This window comes from Microvirga sp. GN3, from assembly GCF_055792825.1.
This window is the reverse complement of the sequence record NZ_JBVVAK010000109.1, coordinates 20,631-27,231: the sequence shown is the minus strand read 5'-3', so window position 1 is coordinate 27,231 and position 6,601 is coordinate 20,631. Positions and strand designations below refer to the sequence as shown.

8 protein-coding genes are annotated in these 6,601 nt (G+C 57.6%); 3 read left to right on the top strand and 5 right to left on the bottom strand.

All coding sequences use genetic code 11. The features are described 5' to 3' along the window. Positions 1–11 precede the first annotated feature (11 nt). Complete coding sequence (locus ACS5Q1_RS34050; protein ID WP_473102378.1) at positions 12–164, top strand: sigma factor-like helix-turn-helix DNA-binding protein; 153 nt, start codon at positions 12–14, stop codon at positions 162–164. Positions 165–427: 263 nt separating this feature from the next. Here ACS5Q1_RS34050 and ACS5Q1_RS34045 read toward each other — a convergent pair whose 3' ends face one another. Then, positions 428–553: a hypothetical protein gene (locus ACS5Q1_RS34045; protein ID WP_473102377.1), complete on the bottom strand. Its 126-nt coding sequence runs from the start codon at positions 551–553 to the stop codon at positions 428–430. A gap of 268 nt (positions 554–821) precedes the next feature. Here ACS5Q1_RS34045 and ACS5Q1_RS34040 point away from each other — a divergent pair, with 268 nt between their 5' ends. Both ACS5Q1_RS34040 and ACS5Q1_RS34035 read left to right on the top strand, forming a co-directional pair. After that, positions 822–1,097: a hypothetical protein gene (locus ACS5Q1_RS34040; protein ID WP_473102376.1), complete on the top strand. Its 276-nt coding sequence runs from the start codon at positions 822–824 to the stop codon at positions 1,095–1,097. Between the two features lie 276 nt (positions 1,098–1,373). Continuing rightward, positions 1,374–1,595, top strand: a complete 222-nt coding sequence (locus ACS5Q1_RS34035) for a LysR family transcriptional regulator (protein WP_473102375.1) — start codon at positions 1,374–1,376, stop codon at positions 1,593–1,595. Position 1,596: 1 nt separating this feature from the next. On the opposite strand, the gene ACS5Q1_RS34030 is transcribed toward ACS5Q1_RS34035, so the two are convergent. From ACS5Q1_RS34030 to ACS5Q1_RS34015, 4 genes are all read right to left on the bottom strand, one after another. Continuing rightward, a complete protein-coding gene (locus ACS5Q1_RS34030) occupies positions 1,597–2,676 on the bottom strand; it encodes an aldo/keto reductase (RefSeq protein ID WP_473102374.1) in 1,080 nt (359 codons plus the stop codon). Positions 2,677–2,852: 176 nt separating this feature from the next. Continuing rightward, complete coding sequence (locus tag ACS5Q1_RS34025) at positions 2,853–4,169, bottom strand: ABC transporter substrate-binding protein (RefSeq protein WP_473102373.1); 1,317 nt, start codon at positions 4,167–4,169, stop codon at positions 2,853–2,855. A 464-nt stretch (positions 4,170–4,633) separates the two neighbouring features. Continuing rightward, positions 4,634–5,728 (bottom strand): Gfo/Idh/MocA family protein, encoded by a 1,095-nt coding sequence (locus tag ACS5Q1_RS34020; protein WP_473102372.1) that lies wholly within the window; start codon positions 5,726–5,728, stop codon positions 4,634–4,636. Further along, positions 5,721–6,527, bottom strand: a complete 807-nt coding sequence (locus ACS5Q1_RS34015) for an SDR family NAD(P)-dependent oxidoreductase (RefSeq protein WP_473102371.1) — start codon at positions 6,525–6,527, stop codon at positions 5,721–5,723. Before ACS5Q1_RS34015 ends, ACS5Q1_RS34020 begins: the two co-directional genes overlap by 8 nt. Between the last annotated feature and the right edge of the window lie 74 nt (positions 6,528–6,601).

Sequence of the window (6,601 nt, the reverse complement as noted above, 5' to 3'; positions counted from 1 at the left end):
TGCTGGTTGGCGTGGAGGGCCTGAGCTATGAGGAAATCGCCGCCCGTCAGCACGTCACCGTGGGCACCATCAAGAGCCGGGTCAACCGGGCCCGCCACCAGCTCGCAGACATCCTTGGTCTGGGTCCCGAAGACACCATCGGCATCCGATTCACGCATCACTAACGACCCAGCCTGTTGTCACCGATTTGCGAGGATCAGGGTTATTCCGGCGAAACACTCGTCAGGATCGGCTCATGTCTTCTGAGTTTCTTTTGATCCTGGCAGTCGCGGCGAGTGCGGCCATTGCCTCTCCGGTGGGAGGTCTCCTTGCGCTTTGGTGCCGACCGACAACTTTGTTCATGTCGCTCGCCCTCGGCTTCGCCAGCGGCGTTCTGCTGGCCACGATCAGCTTCGAGATGCTGCCGGCCGCTCTGGAACTGAGTTCGCTACCAACTGCAGTTGCCGGATTCCTTGTTGGCTTCGCAGCGGTGTACGGCCTCGACCTCTTCATCAATCGAGGCGAACTCGTGGGAGAGAAGGCGGAGCAGCGCGCTGGTGTTGAACGTTTCCATCGACGGCATCGGCCGCGTGGGGACGAGGTTACGGTTCTGGCCGGCGGCACCAGCGCCGAAGAATTGATCGAAGGGATCAGCATCGGTGTGGGAGCAGCAATCAAGCCTGGCCTTGGCTTGTTGATCGCGCTCGAGAGCATGAGGATCTCTGGGGCAGCTTTACAACTGCGCCGTGGACGAAGGGTTATTTCAGCACCGACAGCGATTAGCGGCCGTAACCTATCCCTGTACATCTTCAGTCCATCAATCGCCTGCCCCACGAAACCTCATGCTCTCCGAAATGGAAGCGGCCGCCATTGCTCAGGTAATCCAGCGAACCTTGGGAGATCGCAGGCTCCTGAGCTTGCGGGGAGCAGTGAACTTCGATCAGGGCAATCCGAACGAAACTACACTCCAGCATCTCGATCCTGCACCGGGCCAAACCGCGGGCGGCTTTGCCGAGACGGTCGATAACATCGCCATGGTCGGCGGTCGGATGGTGGATCACATCGTATCCAACTGGTCCGACTGGAAAAACGGTGTTCCTCCGCTGCCAAAACCATAACACGTGACACGTGAGTATCTCGGCCGCCGATGTGTTAGGCGAGGACCGCTGTGGAGAGTGGGGGAGTGGCTCGACGAAGTTTTACGCCGGAGCCACACCTAGTGAATTAACTGAACGTCTCAGGTCTGTCCGTCAGCGGACCTGTAGCGACACAACGGCAACTGCCGACTTTGACCCTGAGGAGACCTTGGAGAGGTCAGGCTTTGCTCACGCCAAAGAAGACTGCCTTCCCGCAGCGGTGCTTGCACGAAAGATCGCGTTGCCGAATATTGGCCAATGAACCTGCCGGATTGGACAACCCTGCGTATCGTCCTCGCCGCTATCAAATATGCAAGCGTCACGCGTGCTTCTGAGCAATGCGGTAGCGCCACTTCGGCCGCCGCGAATTGCATTCAGGATCTGGAGTCGGAACTCGGGATCCAACTTCTGACCAAGGGTGCAAGAGGCGTAACGCCGACTGTGGCAGGGGAACTGCTCGCCGGCATTCAATCGAGCTAGGTCATGCACTCGTCGCAAGATTTGTTATTCCGTTTCGGCGAACCTCTGGCGCCATCCAGGGCGAGACATAGCCGCGATCAGCTTCCTCGATCAGATCGCCAGGAGGGAGAAGCGCGTCTATCTGATCAAGCGTCGACGTATCCAGTTTCGTCTCAAAGCCAGGTTGCATTTCATTGAACTGCTCGAGCGTGCGCGGACCTAAGATCACCGACGTGACTGCCGAGTGTGCAAGTGGAAATGCTTGTGCCATATGCATAAGGCGCAGACCTGCCTGCTGAGCGATAGACTCAAGTATCGCTAGCAGTTCAAGCTTCCGGCGATTGCCTGGACGCTGCATATCAAAACGCGACTGCAGAATCGGATAATGCTTACCCCATTGACCTTTGACGCGCTCGGCTCTGGATCCGGCCGGTGCCGCGGCGTCGGATCTATACTTCCCGGTCAGCCACCCCCCATTCAGGGGGCTCCATGCCGTGAACCCCATGCGGTAGTGTCGGACGGCCGGCAATGTTTCCCTTTCAACGGTACGCTGGAACAGCGAATAGGGAGAACTTTCATTGGCAAACCGGGATAGCTTCTGCAAACGACTGACAGCCTGCGCTTCAGCAAGATACCAACTGGGAAATGTCGAGCAACCGAGGTATCGAACCTTGCCTTGCGTAACTAGATCACTGAGTGCGCCTAGTGTTTCCTCGATATCAGTTTGCGGGTCGGGGCGATGCATCTGATACAAGTCGATGTGATCAGTCTTCAACCGGCGCAGGCTGTTTTCGACCTGCTTCATGATCCAGTAGCGGGATCCACCTTGATCGTTTCTCCCATCACCTGCCGATAACCTGAATTTGGTCGCGAGAACGATCTTATCGCGCCGGCCAGCAATCGCCTTGCCTACGATTCCCTCCGCTTCCCCATGAGAATAGGTATCGGCCGTATCGATAAAGTTGATTCCACGGTCCAGAGCGGCATGCACAATGCTGATGCACTCGCGTTCATCAGTGTTACCATCTGCTCCGTAACTCATGGTTCCGAGCATGTACTCACTGACTTGAAGCCCAGTTCGACCAAGATAGCGATACCTCATAATTCTTGTCTCCTAGTTGCAAAACCAATCCAGTTTTCTGCTAATCTAAGATGCGAACGCCTAGCCAAATAATTGGGGCGCATCCTGATAGAGACCCGTAATCAACGTCGTCTCGATGTCGCCGCAGACAACGTCGAGCCGCGTCCCAATATATTGGGACGCGGTGTCTTGCATCATCATGCCTTGGCGAGAGCGTCCTCGTAGCGCGACTTTACTTCGGTTACGACGCTTTCCGGTGGGGCGCCGCGCAAAATCATGCGCTGGAATGCCTCACCGGCAATCTGGTTGAACGTTGATTGGATTACCGAATAGGTCACGATACGACCGCGCTCCTGCACGAGTTGTTTCCAACCGTGCTGATCGGCGCCATCAGGCGACGAAAAGTACGGATCGTTGTATACACTCGCCCGCGCAACGACTTCTCCGCCACGCGCAGCGATCAGTTGTGCTTCCGAGCTTGCCATGAACTTCACGAACTCCCAGGCTGCGTCCTTTCGAGGCGAGTTTGCGTTGATGCTAAGCTGGAAGCCATAGACGGTGTGCTTGTCATTCGGCTCGATGGAAGGCGCCGCGGCCCAGGCCAGATCATTGTTGGCAACTGAACGCTCCATACTTTTGTAGCGATACAGGCCAAACGATGCTGAGGCTACCGTTCCGGAGCGCAGTGCGTCCTGCAACTCATTGTAGCCGTATTGCAGGGTGACAGGTGTGGACGCCTTCTTTGCGAACAGGTCTTGGACTGTCTCCGCTGCCCGAAGTAACCGGTCGTCGGAGAACCCAATCTTTCGGCCGTCTGGAGCAAACAATGCTCCGCTATCGCCAGCAAGAATCGAGCTGATGATGAACTCGTTAAATGCTTGAGCCCCGCCAATTCCGCCGGTCACGCCAATTGGAACAGCGTACGCAATATTGGCGCCCTTCGTCAGCTTGGCACCCAAGGTTCCGGCTTCATCGTAGGTGCGCGGCGGCGCGGTCACTTGAGCCTCAGCAAAGCGGCTCTTGCGATAGATGAGGATCGGAATTCGATAGTCCTGCTGTAGCCCCCAGAGTTTACCATTGACCTTGGTCTGCTCTAAGGGGATCAGCCAATCATTGGCGTCGACCCCATCGCGGACGACAAGCTCATCGAGCGGCAGGATCGAGCCAGTTGACGAAAACTCCGGCTGCTGGAAATTCGCGACGCGGATCACATCCGGTGCACTCGACTTGGCGCGCGCAGCGCGAATCCCGTTCGCACCCGGCGGATCGACGATCACCTTGACCTTGATCGAGGGATTTGCCCGTTCGAACGCTTCGATCATGCGGTTTTGCGCCGCCGACCGAGGATCATTGAGATTCCCCGGATCTAGAAAACCGTTGTAGCTAATCTCAGTTGAAGCGCCCGACTGCGCCGATGCTTTGCGGATCCCCGCACTAGTGACGACCGACGCGGCAGCAAGCCCGCCGATGAGGGATCGGCGTGACAGTTTCAGGTCTTTGCTTCCGTTATGCATGGTTTCCTCCCTGTTGAGCACTCGGTTTGCACTAAGCCTTGACGGTGTCTACCGTGAGGCCGGTGATGAACCAACGCCGCGCCGCTACGAAGCGGGCAACGATGGGGAACCGCGACGCCGTCGCCGAGGCCATGACGAAAGACCACGCAAGTCAGCTCCGATCGCAGCCGTGATCTGCGATTGCGATTTAAAGTGTTCGGCGTGCATCGTCAGGGCAACCGCCGTTGCCTTGATGGATGCGTTTCATGCCGAGACAAGACCGATTACCGAGAAGGCAGTGATCGATCTGTCTAGCGGCAAGATCACGCGCGTAAACTTTCGCCAGCACACAGTACCGTCCTCCATCATGACCTCGTCGAACTCTATTGTCCAAGCGTCGATGGCATTTGGCGAAGCCCAAACAGTGAGGTCACGGTAGTCGGTACGATCGGTGCCCAGCTATCCCTGGAGTGCCATCCTGCGCCTCAAACACCACGTTCACCTTGATCTGCCACCCGCGAAGGATCTATGGACTGCCTGGTCGCCGCGGCCTGCAGAATTGCGACAGTCACCTGCAGGCTTCGCAACCCATCTTCTCCGCTGACCAGTGGTTCTTCATCACCACGGATCACGCGACAGAAATGTTGGAGCTGCCGACGGTATGCGTCGTCGGCCCGAACGATGCGCCCTTCGCGACTGATCGACCGCGTCCAACCGGCTTCGCCGCCCACGCGGTACCGCCATAGATGCAAGTCCGGGAACTCAAGCGATCCCTCAATGCCGAGAAAGCGATACGAATTCTCCCGGCTTACCGGAAACATCGGATTCTCGCCGGAATTCGCGTCCCAGGACCAAGGCGATGGACTGGCGTCGCAACCAATGAGAGTGCCCACCGCGCCGCTCTCGAACTGCAGCAGAACACCAACTGTGTCCTCTACGCTGTGGCTGCGCGCCAATGCCTCAGTTATCGCCATAACGCTGGTAATCTCCCCGCACATGAACCGCAGCAGATCGACATCATGGACAAGATTGGTCAGGACCGGCCCTGCACCTGCGGACCGTCGCCATTCGGGTTCAAAATAGCTTTCAGGCTTCAGGACTGCCCAGATCACATTGACCGCCAGCAGCCGGCCGAGCTCATGCGTCACGATATCCCGCACCTGCAGCACGATCGGGTTGTGTCGCCGATGGTGGCCGACCAATACTTTTGCACCGGTGGAACGTGCGGCCGCGATCAACTCAGCCGCCTCGCTTGGCTGTGCAGTGATCGGCTTCTCGATGAGAACTGGAACTCCACGTTCGATGGCAGCGATAGCGACGTCCCGATGAAGCTGCGTCGGGGCCGCAATAATGATCCCGTCGACCTCCTGCGAATCCAGCATCGCTTCAAGAGTAGAATAGTGGCACACGCCCAGCTCGGCGGCGAAGGCAGCGGCACTCGGGGCCGGGTCAACGACGCCAGCGAGTACGGTGGAAGGTTCGTCAACGCAGTATTGAGCATGCCGGCGGCCAATGGCACCTGTCCCTACAACACCGACGCGTAAGGCAGGCTGAGCCGCTCCGACCGTGTGTCTAGCCATTTTCCCTCTCCGTCGGCGACGTGTCGTCCTTGCGGCGAGCGATCCCAGGGATCCTGTCCAGAACCGAAAGCGTGAGGCCGCCGTCGACCATAATGTTCTCGCCGGTGATGTAACGATTATTCGAGTCGATTAAGAAGTCGACTGTACGCGCAACATCGTAAGGCGCTCCGATCCGCCGCAAGGGGACGATGGCCTCACGCTGCCGAGTGATCGCGATGTCATCATAGATGACTTGCGTCATTGGCGTCATAATCATTCCCGGGGAAACGCTGTTGACCCGGATTCCGTGCTCGCCCCACTCAAGCGCCATTTGCCTGCACAACATGATAAGGGCAGCCTTTGCTGCACTATAGGCCCCAGTTTGCCGATGCGGATGAACGCCCGATTGCGAGGAAATGCCAACGAAGGCTCCCTGGCTGATCTTCAAATGTGGGAAACTTGCCTTCGCGAGAAGCCAGCTTGCGCGGCATGTAAGCGCAAACATGTCGTCCCAGACTTTGAGCGACATAGTCTCCAGCGAGGCCGGGTCGACGGCGCCGGCGTTGGATACGACGGCATCGAGCCCATTGAATCTCTCCATCGCGCCTTCGACGAAGCGCTCGGGCGTGGCGGGATCTCGAAGGTCTCCCTCAAGGACAAGAACATCGCAACCCTGGTGCCGCAACTCTTCCGCAAGTTGTTCAACAGTCTCGCGGCTCTTTCGCACGCACATTGCAATAGCAGAATTAGGTCGAGTGGCAATCTGGCGACAGATAGCGCCGCCAATTCCTTCACTTACTCCAGTCACAAGAACACGCATTCCGCTATTCCTTTTGAAGTTAGTGCATCGAGGGGTTGCCGTTGGCGTTACTCGTGTCCCTGATAATGTAACTT

What these genes read in the sequence shown, in the direction of transcription:
- ACS5Q1_RS34045 (WP_473102377.1), bottom strand. Translation starts at nt 553, where the DNA reads ATGGAAACGTTCAACACCAGCGCGCTGCTCCGCCTTCTCTCCCACGAG.
- ACS5Q1_RS34040 (WP_473102376.1), top strand. Translation starts at nt 822, where the DNA reads ATGCTCTCCGAAATGGAAGCGGCCGCCATTGCTCAGGTAATCCAGCGA.
- ACS5Q1_RS34035 (WP_473102375.1), top strand. Translation starts at nt 1,374, where the DNA reads ATGAACCTGCCGGATTGGACAACCCTGCGTATCGTCCTCGCCGCTATC.
- ACS5Q1_RS34030 (WP_473102374.1), bottom strand. Translation starts at nt 2,676, where the DNA reads ATGAGGTATCGCTATCTTGGTCGAACTGGGCTTCAAGTCAGTGAGTAC.
- ACS5Q1_RS34025 (WP_473102373.1), bottom strand. Translation starts at nt 4,169, where the DNA reads ATGCATAACGGAAGCAAAGACCTGAAACTGTCACGCCGATCCCTCATC.
- ACS5Q1_RS34020 (WP_473102372.1), bottom strand. Translation starts at nt 5,728, where the DNA reads ATGGCTAGACACACGGTCGGAGCGGCTCAGCCTGCCTTACGCGTCGGT.
- ACS5Q1_RS34015 (WP_473102371.1), bottom strand. Translation starts at nt 6,527, where the DNA reads ATGCGTGTTCTTGTGACTGGAGTAAGTGAAGGAATTGGCGGCGCTATC.